Origin of the sequence: Pseudomonas sp. UYIF39 (assembly GCF_029963765.1) — a bacterium.
GTDB lineage: Bacteria > Pseudomonadota > Gammaproteobacteria > Pseudomonadales > Pseudomonadaceae > Aquipseudomonas.
Genome location: NZ_JALBYU010000016.1, coordinates 49990 through 70992, shown reverse-complemented (window position 1 = coordinate 70992; position 21003 = coordinate 49990). Strand labels below are relative to the sequence as shown.

16 protein-coding genes are annotated in these 21003 nt (G+C 59.3%); 5 read left to right on the top strand and 11 right to left on the bottom strand.

Annotated features, from left to right (window positions below; genetic code table 11):
- Window positions 1–74: 74 nt before the first annotated feature.
- The 3 genes from MO767_RS20600 to MO767_RS20590 all read right to left on the bottom strand — a co-directional run bounded on the left by MO767_RS20600 (window position 75) and on the right by MO767_RS20590 (window position 3096).
- On the bottom strand, window positions 75–1688 hold the full coding sequence (locus MO767_RS20600; RefSeq protein WP_282482005.1) for an NAD(P)/FAD-dependent oxidoreductase: 1614 nt from the start codon (window positions 1686–1688) through the stop codon (window positions 75–77).
- Window positions 1689–1783: 95 nt separating this feature from the next.
- Window positions 1784–2437: a hypothetical protein gene (locus MO767_RS20595; protein ID WP_282482004.1), complete on the bottom strand. Its 654-nt coding sequence runs from the start codon at window positions 2435–2437 to the stop codon at window positions 1784–1786.
- A 59-nt stretch (window positions 2438–2496) separates the two neighbouring features.
- Window positions 2497–3096 carry a short chain dehydrogenase gene (locus MO767_RS20590; RefSeq protein WP_282482003.1) on the bottom strand — a complete coding sequence of 200 codons (600 nt, stop codon included), beginning with the start codon at window positions 3094–3096 and terminating at the stop codon, window positions 2497–2499.
- Between the two features lie 105 nt (window positions 3097–3201).
- On the opposite strand from MO767_RS20590, the gene MO767_RS20585 reads away from it, so the two are divergent.
- Complete coding sequence (locus tag MO767_RS20585; protein WP_282482002.1) at window positions 3202–4122, top strand: LysR family transcriptional regulator; 921 nt, start codon at window positions 3202–3204, stop codon at window positions 4120–4122.
- A gap of 172 nt (window positions 4123–4294) precedes the next feature.
- On the opposite strand, the gene MO767_RS20580 is transcribed toward MO767_RS20585, so the two are convergent.
- The 5 genes from MO767_RS20580 to MO767_RS20560 form a co-directional block, all read right to left on the bottom strand.
- Window positions 4295–4996: an ABC transporter ATP-binding protein gene (locus tag MO767_RS20580; RefSeq protein ID WP_008147292.1), complete on the bottom strand. Its 702-nt coding sequence runs from the start codon at window positions 4994–4996 to the stop codon at window positions 4295–4297.
- Complete coding sequence (gene livG / locus MO767_RS20575) at window positions 4997–5764, bottom strand: high-affinity branched-chain amino acid ABC transporter ATP-binding protein LivG (protein ID WP_129441792.1); 768 nt, start codon at window positions 5762–5764, stop codon at window positions 4997–4999.
- Window positions 5761–7017: a high-affinity branched-chain amino acid ABC transporter permease LivM gene (locus MO767_RS20570; protein ID WP_282482001.1), complete on the bottom strand. Its 1257-nt coding sequence runs from the start codon at window positions 7015–7017 to the stop codon at window positions 5761–5763. The genes livG and MO767_RS20570 overlap by 4 nt, the downstream gene beginning before the upstream one ends.
- Complete coding sequence (livH, locus tag MO767_RS20565) at window positions 7014–7937, bottom strand: high-affinity branched-chain amino acid ABC transporter permease LivH (RefSeq protein WP_282482000.1); 924 nt, start codon at window positions 7935–7937, stop codon at window positions 7014–7016. The genes MO767_RS20570 and livH overlap by 4 nt, the downstream gene beginning before the upstream one ends.
- 232 nt (window positions 7938–8169) lie before the next feature.
- Window positions 8170–9297: a branched-chain amino acid ABC transporter substrate-binding protein gene (locus MO767_RS20560; protein WP_123366878.1), complete on the bottom strand. Its 1128-nt coding sequence runs from the start codon at window positions 9295–9297 to the stop codon at window positions 8170–8172.
- Window positions 9298–9635: 338 nt separating this feature from the next.
- Between MO767_RS20560 and MO767_RS20555 the strand changes: the two genes are divergently transcribed.
- A complete protein-coding gene (locus MO767_RS20555) occupies window positions 9636–9941 on the top strand; it encodes a DUF2288 domain-containing protein (RefSeq protein WP_282481999.1) in 306 nt (101 codons plus the stop codon).
- 291 nt (window positions 9942–10232) lie between these two features.
- On the opposite strand, the gene MO767_RS20550 is transcribed toward MO767_RS20555, so the two are convergent.
- Entirely contained in the window at window positions 10233–12428 is a 2196-nt protein-coding gene (locus MO767_RS20550; protein WP_282481998.1) for a hypothetical protein, read from the bottom strand.
- A 197-nt stretch (window positions 12429–12625) separates the two neighbouring features.
- Here MO767_RS20550 and MO767_RS20545 point away from each other — a divergent pair, with 197 nt between their 5' ends.
- A complete protein-coding gene (locus MO767_RS20545; protein WP_282481997.1) occupies window positions 12626–13522 on the top strand; it encodes an NAD(P)-dependent oxidoreductase in 897 nt (298 codons plus the stop codon).
- Here the strand turns inward: MO767_RS20545 and MO767_RS20540 are convergent.
- A complete protein-coding gene (locus MO767_RS20540; protein ID WP_282481996.1) occupies window positions 13413–15695 on the bottom strand; it encodes a bifunctional diguanylate cyclase/phosphodiesterase in 2283 nt (760 codons plus the stop codon). The two genes, MO767_RS20545 and MO767_RS20540, sit on opposite strands and share 110 nt — an antisense overlap.
- A gap of 288 nt (window positions 15696–15983) precedes the next feature.
- Here MO767_RS20540 and MO767_RS20535 point away from each other — a divergent pair, with 288 nt between their 5' ends.
- Window positions 15984–17333, top strand: a complete 1350-nt coding sequence (locus MO767_RS20535; protein ID WP_282481995.1) for an MFS transporter — start codon at window positions 15984–15986, stop codon at window positions 17331–17333.
- 174 nt (window positions 17334–17507) lie between these two features.
- On the opposite strand, the gene rapA is transcribed toward MO767_RS20535, so the two are convergent.
- A complete protein-coding gene (gene rapA, locus MO767_RS20530; protein ID WP_282481994.1) occupies window positions 17508–20354 on the bottom strand; it encodes an RNA polymerase-associated protein RapA in 2847 nt (948 codons plus the stop codon).
- 264 nt (window positions 20355–20618) lie between these two features.
- Here rapA and MO767_RS20525 point away from each other — a divergent pair, with 264 nt between their 5' ends.
- Window positions 20619–20960, top strand: a complete 342-nt coding sequence (locus MO767_RS20525; RefSeq protein ID WP_282481993.1) for an aspartate-semialdehyde dehydrogenase — start codon at window positions 20619–20621, stop codon at window positions 20958–20960.
- The last annotated feature ends 43 nt before the right edge of the window (window positions 20961–21003 follow it).

Here is a 21003-nt window from a genome sequence, read left to right as displayed (position 1 = left end):
TTTGTCGACTGGTGAGCCGTCATCGCGAGCAAGCTCGCTCCCACAGGTTTTTTTGTTGTTTCAGGTTTTGCGTATCAGGCCTCAAGGCCAAGGATGTCGCGGGCCACGGCTTCTGCAATCCGAATCCCATCGACACCTGCCGACAGAATCCCGCCCGCATAACCCGCTCCTTCACCCGCCGGGAACAAGCCTTTCACGTTCAGGCTCTGCATCGATTCGTCACGGGTAATCCGCAGCGGCGATGACGTACGTGTCTCGATCCCGGTCAACACGGCGTCGTGCAGCGAGTAACCGCGAATCTGTTTCTCGAACGCCGGCAAGGCTTCGCGAATGGCTTCGATGGCAAACGCCGGCAAGGCCAACGCCAAATCACCCAAGGCAACCCCCGGTTTGTAAGACGGTTCTACGCTGCCCAGTTCGGTGGACGGCTTTCCGGCAATGAAGTCGCCGACCAGTTGCGCCGGCGCTTCGTAGTTGCTGCCGCCCAGCACAAAGGCGTGGGATTCCAGGCGTTCCTGCAACTCGATACCCGCCAGCGGGCCGCCCGGATAATCGACTTCCGGGGTGATCCCGACGACGATCCCGGAGTTGGCGTTGCGCTCGTTACGCGAGTACTGGCTCATGCCGTTGGTGACCACGCGGCCCGGCTCGGACGTCGCCGCCACCACGGTGCCGCCCGGGCACATGCAGAAGCTGTAGACCGAACGTCCGTTGCTGGCGTGGTGCACCAGTTTGTAGTCGGCGGCTCCGAGTTTCGGGTGACCGGCGTACTTGCCCAAACGTGCGCGGTCGATCAGCGACTGCGGGTGTTCGATGCGGAAACCCACCGAAAACGGCTTGGCTTCCATGAACACGCCACGGCCGTGGAGCATGCGGAAAGTGTCCCGGGCGCTGTGGCCGAGGGCCAGAATCACGTGTTTCGAGTGGATCTGTTCGCCGCCATTGAGCTCGACGCCGACCAGTTGGCCATCCTCGATCAACACGTCGGTAACGCGCTGTTGAAAGCGCACTTCGCCACCCAGCGCGCGAATCTGCTCACGCATGTTTTCCACGACACCGGTCAGACGGAACGTACCGATGTGCGGTTTGCTGACGTAGAGAATTTCTTCCGGCGCGCCTGCTTTGACGAACTCGTGCAGGACTTTGCGACCGATGAATTTCGGGTCCTTGATCTGGCTGTAAAGCTTGCCGTCAGAGAACGTCCCCGCGCCACCTTCACCGAATTGCACGTTGGATTCCGGGTTAAGCACGCTTTTACGCCACAGACCCCAAGTGTCCTTGGTGCGCTGACGCACTTCGGTGCCGCGCTCGAGGATGATCGGCTTGAAGCCCATTTGCGCCAGCAGCAGTCCGGCGAAAATCCCGCACGGGCCGAAGCCTACGACGACAGGACGTTGCTCAAGATCAGCCGGCGCCTGGCCGACCGCTTTGTAGCTGACATCCGGCGCCACGTTGACGTTGCGGTCATCGGCGAACGTGCGCAGCACCGTCGCCTCATCGCGAACGTTGAGGTCGATGGTGTAGATGAAGCACAGTTCTGAGGACTTTTTTCGCGCATCGTAACTGCGCTTGAACAAGGTGAAATCGTGCAGGTCATCACTGGTGATGCCCAGGCGCTGCACGATGGCAGGGCGCAGGTCTTCTTCGGGATGGTCGATCGGCAGCTTGAGTTCGGTGATTCGTAACATGACAGGATCCGGTTCGCGGGGCGCACAACTGCGCCAAGGCGTTTTAAGCCCGCGATTATAAGCCTCAAAGAATGATTCCCGTGAGGCTAAAACGATCAGTCGTTACGCGATCCGCCGAAATACCCGCAGCCCCGTTGAACCTGGCCGCCGACGCGCAGTTCGGCGCTCATGTGCTGGACGCTGCCGGTGGTGCTGTCGACGCAGCGTTGCGGTGCGACCCACAATTCGATGTGCTGGTTATTGGCTTCGGTGCTGAGGTTGAAGCGGCCATCGCCCAGTTGCTCTTCAACGTAGGGCACGGCCAATGGCGGCTGACCGGCGCGGTCGATGACCATGCCTTTGCCGCTGACTTTCACGTTCCACTCAGGCCCATGGCCGGCGGCGCGCAGGATAAGCAATTTGAAATTAGGATCGTTGCATGCAGTGCCCGAGCGCTCGACGCGGTACAGCTGCGCAAGATCGAGGCGACTATCGACGACCCTCCCGCGTACGTCAGCAAACAGCTTACCCTGGGCATCGGCCAGGGTTGCGGCCTCTTGCAGGACGCTGGTGCCGCCGGTGTCGTTGACCACATAACTGCGCTGCTCATTGCACGGCTGGAACAACAGTTTGCCGTCGGCCGCCGTCAACTGGCCCTGCATACGGGTCTGGCCCACGTGGGAGGCACTTTCACGCGGGCCGTCGAGCAACTGGCAGGCGGCGAACAACGGAAGCAGGGCAACAAGGACTAAGGAACGGGCAACACGCATCTTTGAGTCTCCAGACAAGTGCCGCCACGTTACTCAGCCTGACCGTTCATCACAAGGGTTTAGCCCACGTGAAAGGTCTGACCTGTTTGCAGGCCCTCGACGCTTTTGGCGTAGGCCAATGCCACATCCGCTGCCGGAACCGGTTTGTAACCACGGAAGTACGGCGCGTATTTGCCCATGGCTTCGACCAGTACGTTCGGGCTCACCGAATTAACGCGCAGGCCGCGAGGCAGTTCGATCGCTGCGGCGCGGACGAAGCTGTCCAGAGCACCATTGACCAGCGCTGCCGAGGCACCGTTGCGAATCGGGTCGTGGCTGAGCACGCCAGTGGTGAAGGTGAACGAGGCGCCATCATTGGCGAACTCGCGGCCGATCAGCAGCAGATTGACCTGGCCCATCAACTTGTCTTTCAGGCCCAGCGCGAAGCTTTCTTCGGTCATTTCGCCCAAGGGTGCGAAGGTCACATTGCCGGCGGCGCACACCAGTGCATCGAACTTGCCGGTTTTCTCAAACAGCTTGCGAATCGACGCGCTGTCGCTGATATCCACATGGAAATCACCGCTGTTGCGGCCGATGCGGATGATCTCGTGACGCTCGGACAGCTCCTTGTCGACCGCTGAACCGATGGTGCCGCCTGCGCCTATCAAAAGAATTTTCATGGTGCTGATCCTCGAAGTGGTTGAACGAGGTTGAAGTCTAGAGTGGTTTTTTCCATTAATAAGCGTGCTAATAGGCAACCTTTGGTTTTCTAATGGAAACAATCAATGAGCGAGATGGATGATCTGGCAGCGTTTGCGGTGTTGATCGAGGCGGGGAGTTTCACCTTGGCGGCGCAGCAATTGGGCTGCAGCAAGGGGCAGCTGTCCAAGCGCATCAGCCTGCTGGAAACGCGGTTTTCCGTGGTGCTGCTGCAACGCACCACCCGCCGCTTGAGCCTGACGGCCGCGGGTGCGGCGCTGTTGCCGCAAGCTCAGGCGCTCGTAGTCCAAGTGGAGCGGGCGCGTCAGGCATTGGCGCGGCTGAAGGACGACATGGCCGGGCCGGTGCGTATGACGGTTCCGGTATCGCTGGGGGAAACCTTCTTCGATGGTTTGTTGCTGGAGTTCTCAGGCAAATATCCCGAGGTGCAGATCGAGCTGGACCTGAGCAACAGCTACCGTGATTTGTCCCGCGACGGGTTTGATCTGGCGGTTCGCTCCGAGGTGGGCAATGACGAGCGCCTGGTGGCCCGACCGCTATTAGCCTGGCACGAAATGACCTGCGCCAGCCCTGCCTACCTTGAGCAATACGGCGAACCGCTGACGCCGCAGGCCCTCGCTGAACACCGCTGTCTGCTCAACAGTCATTACAGCGGTCGCGAAGAATGGCTCTATCACCAGCAGCACGAATTGTTGCGGGTGCGGGTCTCGGGACCGTTTGCCAGCAACCATTACAGCCTGCTGAAGAAAGCGGCACTGGCCGGCGCCGGCATTGCGCGGTTGCCGTCCTACTTGTTGCAAGCCGAATTGGCTGACGGACGTTTGCGCTGGCTCCTGCGTGACTATCAGACCCGCCGCATGCCGATGTACCTGGTTCACCCGTATCAGGGTGGTTTGCCGAAACGCACCCAAGTGCTGGCGGATTATCTGATTGGCTGGTTCAAGCGCAGCGGCGAGGCGCTGGATCGGCTTCAGCACACCACATAGATCCCTGTGGGAGCGAGCTTGCTCGCGATAGCGGTGAGTCAGTCAACATCACTGTTGAATATGAATAGTCATCGCGAGCAAGCTCGCTCCCACAGGGATCTTCATTGTTGCTGAGGTTGTGGGAGGCACAAAAAAAACGGCCCGAAGGCCGTTTTTTGTTTACCGCAAAGACTCAACCACCCAAGTACGCTTCACGCACTTTCGGATCAGTCAGCAGCGCTTCACCGGTACCTGTCATCACCACCCGGCCGTTCTCCAGAACGTACGCACGGTCAGCAATTTTCAGCGCCTGGTTGGCGTTCTGCTCCACCAAAAACACCGTCACGCCATCTTTGCGCAGCTGTTCGATGATGTCGAAGATCTGCTGGATGATGATCGGTGCCAGGCCCAACGAAGGTTCGTCGAGCAGCAACAGTTTGGGTTTGCTCATCAGCGCACGGCCGATGGCGAGCATTTGCTGTTCGCCGCCGGACATGGTGCCGCCGCGTTGGGCAAAGCGCTCTTTCAGGCGTGGGAAAAGTCCGAGAACCTTGTCCATCTGTTCCTGATAATCGCCCTTGTCGGTGAAGAACCCGCCCATGGCGAGGTTTTCTTCCACGGTCAGACGGGCAAACACCCGACGGCCTTCCGGCACGACTGCGATGCTTTTGCGCATGATCTGCGAGGAGCTCTGACCGACCAATTCCTCACCCATGTAGCGGATGCTGCCGCTGTGGGCTTGCGGCGAACCGCAGAGCGTCATCAGCAGGGTCGACTTGCCGGCACCGTTGGCGCCGATCAGGGTCACGATCTCGCCCTGGCGGACTTCGACGTTGACGCTGTGCAGGGCCTGGATCTTGCCGTAGAAGGTGGAAACGTTTTCGAATTGCAGCATTTACGCTTCCCCCAGGTAGGCTTTGATCACTTCGGGATTATCGCGGATCTGTTCCGGCGTGCCGTTGGCCAGAGGCGTGCCCTGGTTGATCACGACGATGTGGTCGGAAATGCTCATGACCAGTTTCATGTCGTGTTCGATCAGCAGCACGGTGACGTTGTGCTCTTCACGCAACATGCTGATCAGCGCCTTGAGGTCTTCGGTTTCCTTCGGGTTCAGGCCGGCGGCCGGTTCGTCGAGCATGAGGATCCGCGGGCGGGTCATCATGCAGCGAGCGATTTCCAGACGACGTTGCTGACCGTAGGCCAGGGTGCCGGCCGGACGGTTGGCGAAGGCCTTGAGGTTGACCTTGTCCAGCCAGAACTCGGCGAATTCCATGGCCTCGCGCTCGCTCTTGCGGAACGCCGGGGTCTTGAACAGACCGGCCAGGAAGTTGGTGTTCAGGTGACGGTGCTGGGCGATCAAGAGGTTCTCGACCGCCGTCATGTCCTTGAACAGCCGCACGTTCTGGAAGGTGCGCACCACGCCTTTGAGGGCAATCTTGTGGCCGGGCAGGCCCTGGATCGGCTCGCCGTCCAGCAGGATGCTGCCGCCACTCGGCTGGTAGAAACCGGTCAGGCAGTTGAACACGGTGGTCTTGCCGGCGCCGTTGGGGCCGATCAGTGCCACGACCTGTTTTTCCTTCACGCTCAGGGCTACGCCGTTGACCGCCAGCAAGCCGCCGAAGCGCATGCTCAGATTTTCGACTTTAAGGATCTCGCGGCTCATTTGCGCAGCTCCATGTGAGGACGTTGCATGGGCAGCAGTCCTTGAGGACGCCAGATCATCATCAGCACCATCAAGGCGCCGAACATCAACATGCGGTATTCACTGAACTCACGCATCATTTCCGGCAACAGGATCATCACCGTGGCAGCGAGTACGACGCCCAGTTGCGAGCCCATGCCACCCAGTACCACGATGGCGAGGATGGTCGCCGACTCGATAAAGGTGAACGACTCCGGTGTCACCAGGCCCTGACGTGCGGCGAAGAAGCTGCCGGCGAAACCGGCGAAGCAGGCACCGAGGGTGAAGGCCGAGAGTTTGATGATGGTCGGGTTCAAGCCCAGCGCACGGCAGGCGATTTCGTCTTCACGCAGCGCTTCCCAGGCACGGCCCAGCGGCATGCGCAGCAAGCGGTTGATGACGAACAGCGCGAACAGCGCCAGCAACAGTGCTACGAGGTAAAGGAAGATCACCTTGTTGATCGAGTTGTATTCCAGACCGAAGTACTCGTGGAACGTCTGTAGACCTTCAGCGGCTTTACGTTCGAAGGTCAGGCCGAAGAACGTCGGTTTCTCGATGTTGCTGATGCCGTTCGGACCACCCGTGAGGCCGGTCAGGTTACGCAGGAACAGACGGATGATTTCACCGAAGCCCAGCGTCACGATCGCCAGATAGTCACCGCGCAGACGCAGGACCGGGAAGCCGAGCAGGAAGCCGAAGGTGGCCGCTATCATCCCGGCGATTGGCAGGCAGATCCAGAAGCTCAGACCGTAGTAGTGCGACAGCAGCGCATAGCTGTAGGCGCCGACGGCATAGAAGCCGACGTAACCGAGGTCGAGCAGACCGGCCAGACCGACCACGATGTTCAGGCCCAGGCCGAGCATCACGTAGATCAGCACCAGCGTGGCGATATCCACCGCACCGCGGGAGCCGAAGAACGGCCAGACCAGCGCACCGATGATCAAAGCGATGATGATCCAGCGCTGAGTGGTCGGCAGGGTCAGGAACGTACTGGCCTTGGCCGGCATCACCGGCATGTTGGGCGAGGATTTCCAGGCCGAGCTGATCTGCTGATCGAACAGCACACGCAGGAACATCAGCACCGAGCACACGGCGATGGTGATCAGCGTTGCATTGCTGGTGCCATGGACTTCGAGGTTGATGCCGACGATGGTCAGCTTCAGACCCAGTACCGGGTAGGCAACCGCCCACACCAGCAAGGCGCTGAACAACGCCTGTTTAAGATTCCTAGTCATACTTTCTCAACCTCCGGACGGCCCAACAGGCCGGTTGGCCGGAACAACAACACCAGAACCAATAAGCCGAACGCCACGACGTCCTTGTACTGGTCGCCGAAGATATCGGCACCAAAGGCTTCCGCCACCCCAAGCACGATCCCGCCGAGCATGGCTCCGGGGATGCTGCCGATACCGCCCAGTACCGCGGCGGTGAAGGCCTTGAGGCCGACCAGGAAACCGGCGTTCGGGTTGATCACGCCGTATTGCATGCTCAGCAACACAGCCGCGATGGCTGCCAGTGCGGCACCGATGACGAAGGTCAGGGCGATGATGTTGTTGGTGTTGATACCCAAGAGGTTGGCCATCTTGATGTCTTCGGCACAGGCGCGGCAGGCGCGACCCAGGCGAGAGCGGGAGATGAACAGCGTCAGGCCTAGCATGGCGACCAGGGTCACCACGAACACCACGATTTGCATGTAGGAAATCAGCACTTCATGTGCGCCACCTGGCCCGAAAGCAATGTTGCCCGGAATCAGGTTGGGGATGGATTTGTCCTTGGAGTCTTGCGCCAGCAGAACCGTGTTCTGCAGGAAGATCGACATGCCGATGGCGGAAATCAGGGGGATCAGACGGTTGCTGCCGCGCAAGGGGCGGTAGGCGATCCGTTCGATGCTGTAACCGTAAGCACTGGTCACGACAATGGTCGCGAGGAAAGCGGCGGTCATCAACAGCGGAACACTGTCGAGTCCCATCATGGACAGGCCCGCAATGGCGATGAACGCCACGTAGGAACCAATCATGTACACCTCGCCGTGGGCGAAGTTGATCATTCCAATGATGCCGTAAACCATCGTATAGCCGATGGCGATCAGGGCATACGTGCTGCCAATGGTCAGACCATTAACAAGCTGTTGGAAAAAGTGATAGATGTCAGGCATTACAGCGCTCCTAAAAACCTGATACGCATTTCACTGGTGGAGTCATTTTCCCGCTCGAGCCCCGTGGATCTGCATCCACTTCGAACGCGAGGTTTGCCAGCGAACCGCTGATGACGGTTTTGAGATTTTCAGGTGGGGAGACTGGCGGATCACGCCAGCGCGGCCCAATACGTTCGTAAAACAAAGCCCACGGCACGCCGTGGGCTTTGTTGGCGGTCAGTCAGGCAACGCCTTACTGAGGCTTGGCTTCAGTTTTAGGTTTGCCGAAGTGCCACTCGTAAACCACAAATTTGAAGTCTTTCAGGTCGCCCTTGGCGTCGAAGCTCAGGTCGCCAGTCGGGGTCTTGAAGGAACCTGCGTGGATGGCAGCCGCCACTTTCGCAGGGTCTTCGCTCTTGGCGGCAGTGATGCCACCGGCGATGACTTCAACAGCCGAGTAGGCTGGGAACACGAACGGACCGCTTGGGTCTTCTTTCTTGGCTTTGAACGCATCAGCCAGGGCGATGTTGGCTGGATCCTGGTCGAACGATTTCGGCAGGGTTACCAGTAGACCTTCGGAAGCGTCTTTGGCGATCTGCGAAATGGAGTCGTTACCCACGCCTTCCGGACCCATGAACTTGGCTTTCAGGCCTTTTTCCTGGGCTTGACGCAGGATCAGACCCAGCTCCGGGTGGTAGCCGCCGTAGTAGACGAAGTCGACGTTGGCTTGCTTGAGCTTGGAGATCATCGAAGAGAAGTCTTTGTCGCCGGCGTTGATGCCTTCGAACACGGCAACCTTGACGTTTTTGCCTTCCAGGGTTTTCTTCACCGCGGTGGCGATGCCTTCACCGTATTGCTGTTTGTCGTGCAGAACAGCAACGATCTTCGGTTTTACGAAGTCGGCAATGTAGTTACCGGCGGCAGGGCCCTGGGCGCTGTCCAGACCGATAGTACGGAAGATCATTTTGTAACCGCGATTGGTGATGTCCGGGCTGGTGGCAGCCGGGGTGATCATGATCACGCCTTCGTCTTCGTAGATGTCCGAAGCCGGTTGAGTGGAGCTGGAGCACAGGTGACCGACCACGAACTTGACGCCGTCGTTGACGACTTTGTTCGCGACCGCTACCGCTTGTTTTGGATCACAGGCGTCATCGTATTCAACGGCTTCGAGTTTCTTGCCGTCTACGCCGCCTTTGGCGTTGATCTGTTCGATGGCCATTTTGGCGCCACTGAACTGCATATCGCCGTATTGGGCTACAGGGCCGGTTTTAGGGCCGGCGATGCCGATCTTGATGGTGTCAGCTGCGAACGAATGGCTGGCAACCCCGGCCAGAACCATAGCGGCAAACAGTTTGGAAATCTGCTTAGTAGCCTTAGTCATAGTGCTCCACTCTTACTGTTGTAGTTTTTATAGTCCTGGCGCCGTAGCAGCAGAACCGGGTCAGATATCTTCGATATCCTCCGGAAAATGCCCCCGGCAACTGTACCGGTACAGTGTAGAGCGCCAATTGTTAGCCTGGGAAGCTGGCGCCAGGGGGCAAAACCTGAGGGTGTCGCTTTTTTGAAAGAAAAAGACAGAATGGCGGCGGGGGTTCAGGCTGAATGAACAGCAATCCTTGGCTTTCCTGCACTTTTCAATCAGTGACTCAATTGCATCCGGGTTTTTCTGCCAGACCACCGACGTTATGATTACGTCGATTTCTTTTCCGGACAGGACCCATGACTCAAGAACCTAGCACCCTCTATGCCAAGCTGCTTGGTGAAACTGCATCTATTACCTGGAAGGAGCTTGAGCCGTTCTTCGCCAAGGGTGCCCTATTGTGGGTCGACCCCGGTCTGGATTTGATTGCTGCAGCGGAGGCTGTCGCGACCGATGAAGGCGAGAAAGTGGCTGCCTGGCTGGCCGCCGACAAGGTCGCCAAGCTGTCTGAAACGCGGGCGCTGGATCTTTTTGAACGTGATCCGGAGCTGTGGGCAGTGGTCGTTTCGCCGTGGATTCTGATCCAGGAAAGGGCGGCGAGCTGACGACTTGCACTCTATTGGTGCGCGACTTTGTCGGGCAAAAGTGTGTAGCCGAGTAGCGTGATGGCATGTTGCCGTAGAGAAAGGCCACAGAAGGGTCTTGGCGAGGGTGACGTGCACGTAACGGGAACAGTTTAATGAGCAGCCTTAAGGCTGCTTAATTGTTTCTGAATGTTGGAAACAAGATCAAAAGATCGCAGCATGCGGCAGCTCCTACAACGGCGCGACGCGGTGCCATGTGAACCGCAGCCCGTAGGAGCTGCCAAAGGCTGCGATCTTTTTAGGCATACCTCATCAAGCAGTCTTGCCGGTATGGTTATTCAGCGAAATAACCTTGGTCTTGCCAATGCGATGACGGTAGATCTCGCGCAAGTACTTGATCGCCTTCTTCACGCAATCCCGGGACAGACGAATGTCATTGATCGAGACGAACTTGTCTTTGTCGTTGATCAGCTCGCGGTACTTCTTCTCGTACATCGGTTTGATCGCGTACCAGTTGGTGTCGAGGATCTTCGCCGGGTTCTCGAATTCATTAAGCAGCTCGTCGATCCGGTCTTCGTCGAACTCTTCATTAATGATGAAGTCCAGGATCGAGTTATCCAGAGTCTCGTCAAAGCGGTACGGGTTTTTGGCGAAGCAACGCTTGATGAAGGCCACGATTAGCGTCAGGAAGTCGTCCGACAGGCACGGGCTCTTGGCGATCAGGGTGGTCAGCGACAGGTTGGCCGAGGCGCCGATGACCAGCGCATAGCGCTTGAGCGTGGTGTTCGGGAACAGGCTGTTGAGGTGGGTCTTCAACCGGTTCAGGTCCATGTAGGACAGCTTGTAGTCCTTCGGCAACGAAACAATCGAGACCACCGACGAGCAGTTCTTGAAGAAGTGCAGGTCGTGCAAGGCGGCCGCGTCATACCCCGAGTTCTTGTACTGCTCCAGCGAGGCACGATAGCGTTTGGATTCGATCGGCAACAAGCTGATGCCTTCGATCGCCTGGGTCACTTTGTTGAAGTGTGGCAAGTCGATGGAGCGGAAGAACAGGTCGTCGATGTTCAGGCGCTGCGGTTCTTTCTCGAATACCTTGAACTTGTCGCTGCTCGGCGGCGGAGTTTCCGGCACCACGGACTCGGCGTAGGCAATCGCTACAGGGCCGGCCAGGCTCATGAACAGGTCATTGGCGTCGAGGCGAATGGTTTCGCCAATGTCGATGCCAGCCCGACGGAAATAGTTCTGGTCGTAGTCGGTGGTGACCGCTTGCGCCGTCAGAATGTTGAAGATCTGCTGTGAGATGTATTGGTTAGCGTGCTTTTCCATCGCGTTGACGTCGATGTTCTGGATGTTGCCATCATCGCTTTCTTCGGCGTAACGCATGATGTCGTTGGAGATCAGCATCATGGCATTCCATGGGCGGATACGACCCATGACACTGGCTTCGCTGCTGTCTTCGTTGGCGAAGTTGTAAGAGAAGTCCCACTCTTCCGACAGGTATTTGCACAGCAGACGACCGGCGTTGATGTGCAGCGCCTCGGACATTTCGCTGCGGTGGTCGGAAATGTTCGGCAACACGCAGATGCCGCTGGTGAAGATCGGCTCGAACACGAAGGAATGGCCGCTCTTGCCGTCGTGCTCGTCCATCGGCTTGGTGTCGAATGTCTTGTTCATGTACGAGTGCTGCTGGGCCAGGCCGAATTCCGAGGCCATGCCCGAACCGGTACCGCCGCCGGCACTGAAGATCGAGAAATACAGGCGCGACTGGTTAGCCTTGATCCCGCAGCTGTCGATCAGGTACGAGTGAATCATCTTCCAGTCAGGGCTGGAGAACCGCTGGGTGTCCTTGTTCAGGATGATCTTGGCCAGGTACTGACCGAGGATCGGCGCGTTACCGGCGCCACCGGCGTGGACTTCCGACAAGTCCATGATTTTCATTTTGCTGTAGTCGCGCAGAAAACCGCTTTTTTCGCCCTTGCGCGAGAAGCGGATGCGGCCGGCGATGTCTTTGTCCAGGTCGCCGAGCATGACCAGCGGTTCTACCAGGAACACTGGTTTGGTGGCCTTGTTCGGTCCCAGGCGCAGGTTGTTGCGAATCCACTGTGCCGGGCTGTAGCCTTTTTCGGCGAAGCGCTTGTCCGGCGACAGGCGATCTTCGTTATTGAATTCGTTGAGGTAGAACTTGCGGGCGTTGTACACCAGCTCGGCGACGTCCAGCGCGATGTTCGAACCGCAGCGGCCCAGACCGATCAGGCACACCGACGGGAATTCCTGATCGCTGTGCTGTTCACTGTCGCTTTCCAGATGCGGTGGGCGCGGGAACACCATGTCGCGCAGGCCGTCGAGGTTATCGAGGATGCGGTCGGTATTGGTTTCGGTGAAGTACAGGTATTGCTGAGTCGATAACGGGCGCGATGGCGTCAATGGCTTCGACGGTGCGGGGCTGTTTGCCGCGGGGCTCAACGTCAGATCGGATATCGCAGTGGCCGGATTGTTTTTAGAAGTCATTGTGCGCCATGTACCTGGGCTGGTTGGTTGGGCGACACGATGTCGTCGAACCATCACGGATGGGATCTCGCGTCTTTTTCTTGCGCGTATTTGGCCCAAGCGTCAGGGTCTTGGCCTGAGCATCACTCGGGGGAATCCTTTCCTAAGTCATGATGAATCGGCCAATATTCGACGATCTTTAATCAACAGGAGGCCAAATGATGGCAGCGTTACCTTCACTCGGGTTTGCCGGGGTCGGCCTGATGGGCTTGCCGATGTGTCAGCGCCTGCTGGCAGCGGGTTATCCGCTGACGGTGTGGAATCGCAACCCAGCCAAGTGCGCGCCGCTGGTCGAGGCCGGTGCACGACAAGTCGCCACGCCGGCTGAGCTGTGCCAGCACGCCGACGTGGTGATGTTGTGCCTGGCGGATACGTCGGTGGTTCGAGAGGTGGTTTTTGGCGCGGCAGGGATTGCGCAAGGCGCGAAAAGCGGTCAACTGCTGGTGGATTTTTCCAGTCTGGAACCTACCGCGACGCGGGAAATGGCGACATCGCTGGTCAGCCAAACCGGCATGAGCTGGCTGGATGCACCCGTGTCCGGCGGAGTGGTCGGCGCCGAGGCCGGTAGCCTGGCGATCATGGTGGGCGGTGAAACGGCGGATCTTGAGCGCGTCAGGCCTGTGCTGTTGAGCCTCGGCCAGCGCGTGACCCACATGGGCGCCGTCGGAGCAGGGCAGGTGACCAAGGCCTGCAATCAGATGATCGTCGCCTGCAACGCGCTGGTTATCGCTGAAGTCGTGGCGTTGGCCGAGCGTTCCGGGGTGCAGGCCAGCCTGATCGCAGAGGCTCTGGCAGGCGGATTTGCCGATTCAAAGCCCTTGCAGATCCTGGGTCCGCAAATGGCCGAAAGCCGTTTCGAACCGGTGAAATGGCATGTGCGCACGCTGCTCAAGGACCTCGACACCGCGGTGAGGTTTTCCCGTGAGCAAGGCTCGGCCACGCCGATCAGTGGACTGGCCGCACAACTGATGCGGCTGCATGGGAGCCAGGGATTCCTGGAAAAAGATCCGTCGACGCTAGTGCAGTTGTACCGCGAGCCAGACTCAAAGGGCTGACGATGTGCGGGTGCTTGCGCTGGTTGATTTCGCTCAGCACGGGACGCAATTGCGCCAGCGGTACCGGACGACTGAGCAGGTAGCCCTGCACGAAGTCGCAGCCGTTACGCTCCAGGAACTCGTATTGCTCAAGGGTTTCGACGCCTTCGGTGACCACCTGCAAATGTAGCGTGTGCGCCATGACGATTATCGCCTGAACGATTTCCATGTCTTGGGTGGCCTTGGGGATGTCCTGGATGAAGGAGCGGTCGATCTTCAGCGTGTTGAGTGGCAGCCGTTTGAGATAGGCCAGTGACGAGTAACCGGTGCCGAAGTCATCAATCGACAGCGACACACCGAGGGCACGAATCTGGCGCAGCAATACCAGCGTATCGGCGATGTTGCCCATCAGCGCATTTTCGGTCACTTCCAGTTCCAGCCGCTGCGGCGCCACTCCGGCGACCCGCAGCGCATGTTCGATTTCATCGGCCAATTCTTCGCGCGCCAGGTTCAGGGGCGAACAGTTCACGGCGATGTGGAGTTCTTCGCAACCCTGACGCGACAACTCGCCGAGGTCCTCACAGGCTTTGCGCAGGACCCAGTTGTCCAGTTCGGCGATCAGGCCGTTGGCCTCGGCGATGGCAATGAACCGGTCCGGTGCCAGCAGTCCGTGAACCGGATGTTGCCAGCGGACCAGCGCTTCAAGTTTGCTGACCTGAGCGTTTTTCAGGTCGTAGATCGGTTGGTAATAGAGCATCAGTCCGGTGTTTTCGCGCAGGGCGTGGCGCAGTTCTTCTTCCAGTTGCAGCTCCAGGGTGGCGCGGGTTTTCAGGTCGGAGCTGAAAAAGTTCAGACCGTTGCGGCCGTTGCCCTTGGATTGATACAGCGCCAGGTCGGCGTTTTTCAGCAGCTCTTCGCACGTCTTGCCGTCTTCGGGAAACAGGCTGATGCCAATGCTGGTGGTCATGACCATGCGTCGCCCGGACAACTCGATGGGCTCCTTCATTTTCAACATGATGCGCTGGGCCATGTGGCGTGCTTCTTCACGATCGTGCAGGCTGATGAGAATGCAGAATTCGTCGCCGCCGAAGCGCGCCACCACGTCTTCGTGACTGCGTACCGAGCTCTTGATGTGGCTGGCCAAGACTTTGAGCAATTCGTCGCCGGCATCATGGCCGAGGCTGTCGTTGATCCGCTTGAAATGGTCGATGTCCAGGAACAGCACTGCCAGCATGCCGCCTTCGTTGGTTTTCTCGGTGAGTTTTTCGGCAAACATCTGGTTGAAGCCACGACGGTTGATCAGGTTAGTCAGGGGGTCGTAGTGCGCCACCTGTTGTAACGACATCCTCGCCTGGTCCAGTTGACTGAGCAGGGCGTTGACCCGTTGCAGGTCACGCTCCTTGTTTTGCAGCTTCTTGTCCGCTAGCGCCGCGCTGATGCTGCTGCCGATGATCAACAGCGTCATGACCGCCACCGTCAGACCCAGTTGTAGATGATTGTTTTCGCCGGGCAGCGGCTGGAGGCTGTTGGCGGGCAGCACCAGATTGAAGGCGGCCATGCCGGTGAAGTGCATGCTGACAATACCGGCCCCGAGCACCAGGCTGGCGCTGTATTTGAGCAGTTGATGGAACAGACCGGTGCCGTCACGCAGATGACTTGATATCAGCAGGGCTGCAAGGCTGGCACCGATGGCGATCACAATGGAGAGGGCGAATAGCGCGGGTTGGTAATAGGCCATCGCACTCGAACGCATGGCGGTCATGCCCACGTAATGCATGGTGGCAATACCCAGGCCAATGCAGATCGAAGCCTGGAGGTACTGCCAAAAACTCAGGCGGGGATGACTGAGAGCATGCATGGCCAGCCACGAGGCGAGCAGGGCGATCAACAGAGAAAGGAGGGTGATGGGTAATTCATATTGAATGTCGATCGGAGCCTGAAACGCTAGCATGCCAATGAAGTGCATGGCCCAGATCCCACCCGCCAGGCAACCGGCGCCGACCCAGCGCCAGAGCCGCTGCGAGGCGGGGTTTTGCGCGTGACCGACCCGTTCGGCCATGTCCAATGTGGCAAAGCTGCCGACACAGGCGACCAAATAGGCCAGCAGTACAAGAAAAGGGTTATGTGTGCAGTTGAGTATTACCTGACCGTTCGCCGTCAGCTCGGTAATGAAATGCAAGCCAAGCCACTCCATAGCATGCCCCATTGTCATCCTGGCTGGCGCCATGAACGCTGGCGAATGCTTAGGAGTATAGAAGGCAGGTTTAGAGTGCAAACCATAGTGGCAAATTGGCTCTAACCATTTTGAAATGAGCGTTAGAGCGTTTGGAAATAACAATTGCATGGGCTGCGACATCTTCCATGGGCGGATATCAGCTTTACAAATAATGACAGACAGCTCTGGCGGGCCTGACTAGATTGCAGGTTCCGGGCTCGGATGCGCTGGCAGTGAAGCCCCAATAACAATAAAAGAGACGGACCCATGCAGAACTCGACCCAAGCGGCGAATGCCTGGCGCATTCTGTTCCTGCTGTTCCTGGCCAACCTGTTCAACTTCTTCGATCGCACCATTCCGGCCATCATCATCGAACCGATCCGCATGGAATGGCACCTCAGCGACTTTCAGCTGGGAATCATCGGTACCGCATTCACCCTCGTTTATGCCATTGCCGGCCTGCCTCTGGGACGGATGGCCGATACCGGTTCGCGCAGCAAATTGATGGGCTGGGGCCTGGCGGCGTGGAGCGGGCTGACAGCGGTCAACGGCCTGGTGGGGAGTTTCTGGGCTTTCCTGATCGTGCGCATGGGCATCGGCATCGGTGAAGCCAGTTATGCACCGGCCGCCAACTCGCTAATCGGCGACCTGTTTCCGGCCCACCGCCGGGCGCGGGCGATGGGTATCTTCATGCTGGGGCTGCCGTTGGGGCTGCTGCTGGCGTTCTTCACCATTGGCGCGATGGTCAAGGCCTTCGACAGTTGGCGCGCGCCGTTCTTTATCGCGGCAGTGCCGGGGCTGATCCTGGCGATCTTCATGTTCTTCATCAAGGAACCCAAGCGCGGTGCCGCGGAGAGTGTGCAAGTCTCGCAGGAACGCGTAGACCGGCCGATCCGTCGGGTGTTGGCGGTGCCGACTTTCCTGTGGCTGGTGATGGCGGGACTGTGCTTCAACTTCGCCACGTATGCCTGCAACTCGTTTCTGGTGCCGATGCTGCAGCGTTATTTCCTGATGCCGTTGCAGGAAGCGGCGGTGGCGACCGGGGTGATCGTCGGCGTGACCGGGTTGTTCGGCCTGACACTGGGCGGTTGGGTCGCGGACAAGATTCACCAGCGGGTGGCCAATGGGCGACTGCTGTTTGCCGCGTTCAGCTTGATCATCTCGACGGTGTGCACGGCCTGGGCGCTGCATTCCGGGCGGATCGAGATCGGGGTGTTTGTGGCGGTGTTCAGTGTGGGCTGGTTGTTTGCCTACAACTTCTACACCTGCGTTTACACCGCCATTCAGGATGTCGTCGAGCCGCGCTTGCGGGCTACGGCCATGGCGCTGTTCTTTGCCGGGTTGTATTTGCTGGGGGGTGGTTTGGGGCCGGTGGTGGTGGGCGCATTGTCCGACCACTTTGCACATACAGCGATGCTCTCGGCCGGAGCTGAACAGATGACCGAGGCATTCAAAGCTGTCGGCTTGCATGACGCGATGTATTTGATCCCGGTGGCGCTGTTTTTCACCATGGTGTTTCTGTTCCTGGCTTCGCGTTGTTTTGTGAGGGATGCGAAGCGGATGAAGGAAGGGTTGGTGGCGGTGGTTGAGCCTGAAGGTACTCCGGTGACTGCGTAACCGCTTTCGCGAGCAGGCTCGCTCCCACATTTGGAATGCATTCCCCTGTGGGAGCGAGCTTGCTCCGGGCGGCGTTCCGACGATGAGGCCATCAGCAACACCACATCATTCCCGCAGACAAAAAAAGGCCCGCATCGCTGCGGGCCTTTTGTTTTAGCGGTGGAGCCGGGGGACTTAACCCGCCACCAACACCCGAATCGCTTCCAGTCGCAGCGCAGCCTTGTCGAGCATGGCCAGGCCTTGCTCGCGTTGCTTGCGCAGGGCAACCAGTTCGCTGTCGCGCACGGTCGGGTTGACCGCTTGCAACGCGGTCAGGCGCGCCAGTTCTTCGTCGGTGTCGGCGGCCAGGCGACGCTGCGCCTCAGCCACGCGCTCGGCGTGACGCGGGAAGATCTTCTCTTCGCCGGCGTTGATCCGTGGCGTCAGCTGATCGCGCTGGGCCTGGATGAACTTGTTGGCGCTGGCACGCGGTACGCTTTCCAGCTGATCGTTAAGGGTTTCGAACGAGACCCGGGCTGACAGGTCGTTGCCATTGGCATCCAGCAGGCAGCGCAGGGCGGCCGGTGGCAGGTAACGGCCAAGTTGCAGCGAGCGCGGGGCAACCACTTCGCTGACGTAGAGCAACTCGAGCAACACGGTGCCAGGTTTCAGCGCCTTGTTCTTGATCAGCGCCACGGCGGTGTTGCCCATGGAACCGGACAAGACCAGGTCCATGCCGCCCTGAACCATCGGGTGTTCCCAGGTGATGAACTGCATGTCTTCGCGAGACAGCGCCTGGTTGCGGTCGTAAGTGATGGTCACGCCTTCGTCGTCGCCCAGCGGGAAGCTGGCGTCGAGCATTTTTTCGCTCGGCTTGAGGATCAGCGCGTTTTCCGAGTGGTCTTCGCTGTCGATGCCGAACGCGTCGAACAGAGTTTCCATGTAGATCGGCAGGGCGAATTGGTCGTCTTGCTCAAGGATGTCCTCGACCAGTGCATCGCCTTCACCGGCGCCGCCGGAATTGAGTTCCAGCAAGCGGTCGCGGCCGGTGTGCAACTCGGCTTCCAGACGCTCGCGCTCGGCGCGGGCTTCGTCGATCAGCGCTTGCCACTCGCCGTCATCGGCGTTTTCCAGCAGCGGCAACAGGCGCGGGCCAAACTGATGCTGCAGGGCGTTGCCGGTCGGGCAGGTGTTGAGGAACGCGTTCAGCGCTTCGTGGTACCACTGGAACAGGCGCTCTTGCGGTCTGGTTTCCAGGTACGGCACGTGCAGTTCGATGATGTGCTTCTGGCCGATCCGGTCCAGACGACCGATACGCTGCTCCAGCAGGTCCGGGTGCGCTGGCAGATCGAACAGCACCAAGTGGTGCGAGAACTGGAAGTTACGACCTTCACTGCCGATTTCCGAGCAGATCAACACTTGCGCGCCAAATTCTTCGTCGGCGAAGTAGGCAGCGGCGCGGTCACGCTCGAGGATGTTCATGCCTTCGTGGAAGACCGTGGCCGGGATGCCGGAGCGCACGCGCAGGGCGTCTTCCAGGTCCATGGCGGTTTCGGCGTGGGCGCAGATCACCAACACTTTGGTGCGTTTGAGCATCTTCAGCGTGTCGATCAGCCATTCGACCCGTGGGTCGAATTTCCACCAGCGTTCTTCTTCGTTGGCGTCCGGCTGGGCCTGGAAGCTGACTTCCGGGTACAGCTCGGCGTGATCGCCCAACGGCAGTTCGAGGTATTCGTCCGGGCACGGCAGCGGGTACGGATGCAGTTTGCGCTCCGGGAAACCCTGCACGGCGGCGCGGGTGTTGCGGAACAGCACGCGGCCGGTGCCGTGGCGGTCGAGCAGTTCGCGCACCAGGCGGGCGGCGGCTTCGGTGTCGCCATCGTTGACGGCGGTCAGCAACGCTTCGCCTTCGTTGCCGAGGAAACCGTGAATGGTCTTGTGCGCTTCAGGCGACAGGCGCCCCTTGTCCAGCAACTCCTGAACGGCTTCGGCCACCGGGCGATAGTTTTCGCTCTCGGCGCGGAAGGCGTGCAAGTCGTGGAAACGGTTCGGGTCGAGCAGGCGCAGACGCGCAAAGTGGCTGTCCTGACCCAGTTGTTCCGGGGTCGCGGTCAGCAGCAGGACGCCGGGAATGACTTCGGCCAGTTGTTCAACCAGCGAGTATTCCGGGCTGGCCTTGTCTTCATGCCACACCAGGTGGTGCGCTTCGTCGACGACCATCAGGTCCCAACCGGCGGCGAACAGCGCGTCCTGGGCCTTCTCGTCTTCCACCAGCCACTCGAGTGCAACCAGCGCGAGCTGGGTGTCTTCGAACGGGTTGGCGGCATCGCTTTCGATGAAGCGTTCTTCGTCGAACAGCGCGACTTGCAGGTTGAAGCGGCGGCGCATCTCCACCAGCCACTGGTGCTGCAGGTTCTCCGGAACCAGGATCAGCACGCGGTTGGCGCGGCCCGAGAGCAGTTGGCGATGGATCACCAGACCGGCTTCGATGGTTTTGCCCAGGCCCACTTCGTCGGCCAGCAAAACCCGCGGTGCAATGCGGTCGGCGACTTCACGGGCGATATGCAGCTGGTGCGCGATCGGTTGCGCACGCACGCCACCGAGGCCCCAAAGCGCGGACTGCAACTGGCGGCTGGTGTGTTCCAGGGTGTTGTATCGCAGGGAGAACCAGGCCAGCGGGTCGATCTGCCCGGCGAACAAACGATCGCTGGCCAGACGGAACTGAATGAAGTTCGACAGTTGGGTTTCCGGCAGGGTGACCACTTCGTTCTGCCCGTTGAGACCGTGGTAAACCAGCAGGCCATCGACGTCGTCGACTTCTTGTACGGTCAGTTTCCAGCCTTCGAAGTGAGTGATCGAGTCACCCGGCGAAAACCGCACGCGGGTGAGGGGCGCATTCCGTAGCGCGTACTGGCGAGTCTCGCCAGTGGCCGGGTAGAGCACGGTCAACAAGCGGCCGTCCTGTGCCAGAACGGTGCCCAAACCCAGCTCGGCTTCGCTGTCACTGATCCAGCGTTGCCCCGGTTGATACTGCTGCGCCATGCTGCCTGACTCCCACCTTGAAAAAGCGGGCTATCTTAACGGAATGAGGCCCTGAGGCCAAAGGATTACGCGTGTAAACGCATGTAGGCGCTGGCGAAGCCTGCGATCTTTTGATCTTAGGGAGCGCCACGGTTCCACGTTGTCCGATTAAAAGTTCGCAGCCTTCGGCAGATGCTGCAGTGCCAACCGGTTCACAACTTTGCGACCGATGGCTCAAGTCGCCACCCGCCTGGCCGACAGCCTGAAGACAGGAGACTAATAATCATGCTGCAACCGATGCTGCCCTTGAGTGCCGTGCCGATCACCTCTCAGCAGGACCCGATCCGCCAGCGCCCGGATATTCCGCCGGTCGTGCCGGTGCAGAAAGGCTCAGACGAAAGCACGATCGACCTGCAAAAACGCGACCCGGAAGAGGCCGCCCTGCAACTGCGCGAAGAACAGCGCCGTCGGCAGGAACAGGATCGCCGTCGCCAGGAAGCCGACGAAGACCCGGAAGTACACCTGGCGATTCCCGGTGACGAACTCAATGCCGACAACACCGTGCCAGTCGCACCGTTGATCGATGACGAGCCGCGCCAAGGCCTTTGGGTCGATATCCAGATCTAAAACTGACTCTGCCCCCGTAGGAGCTGCCGAAGGCTGCGATCTT